1 pseudogene is annotated in these 631 nt (G+C 70.0%); it reads left to right on the top strand.

Annotated features, from left to right (window positions below):
- Nucleotides 1–174: 174 nt before the first annotated feature.
- A pseudogene (locus CA983_RS44730) lies at nucleotides 175–631 on the top strand (helix-turn-helix domain-containing protein); the annotation flags it as partial.

The raw sequence follows: 631 nt of genomic DNA, 5'->3' as shown, positions 1-631 counted from the left end.
CCAGCTGAGTTGGCGATGTTCACTCGCGCGAGTGAACATCGCCAACTCAGCTGGATTCGGGGGGCATTGCCTGCCCTACGCTCAGCGCAACACAACCGCAGACATGCGACGGCCCTCGCCGGGACGGCAATCCCAGTGCGAGGGCCTGACCACCGAGGAAGAGAGAGCTTCCCGATGGATACGCAGAACCCTAACGTGCCCTCGCACGCCCACGCCCCCGTAACCGGGAAGAAGCACCCGAACCGGCGGCACCCCCGCACCGGCCTGGTTCACGACAACGCCCGCCACACCACCCGCTTCACGGTGATCGGCAACCATCTCGCCCAGCACCCGGAGCTGTCGCTGCTCGCGATCGGGCTGTCAGTCCACATTCAGTCGCTCCCGTCGGGCGCCCGCGTCGACATCAAGTCGCTCGCCGCCCGCTTCCCCGAGGGCACGACCCGTATCGCCGCCGCCCTGCGCGAGCTGGAGGCCCACGGCTACCTACGCCGCGAGCGCGAACGCGTCCCCGGCGGCCGGATCGTCACCCGCACGATCTCCTGCAACCAGCCGGGTCACAGCGGTACGGACACCCCCCGCCCGGCCCCGAGGAAGCGGACGAGGCCGCCCGGCAGCAAGCTCCTCCCCGCCG

It is taken from the genome of Streptomyces swartbergensis, from assembly GCF_002148965.1.
GTDB lineage: Bacteria > Actinomycetota > Actinomycetes > Streptomycetales > Streptomycetaceae > Streptomyces > Streptomyces swartbergensis.
This window is presented reverse-complemented; position numbering and strand designations above follow the sequence as displayed.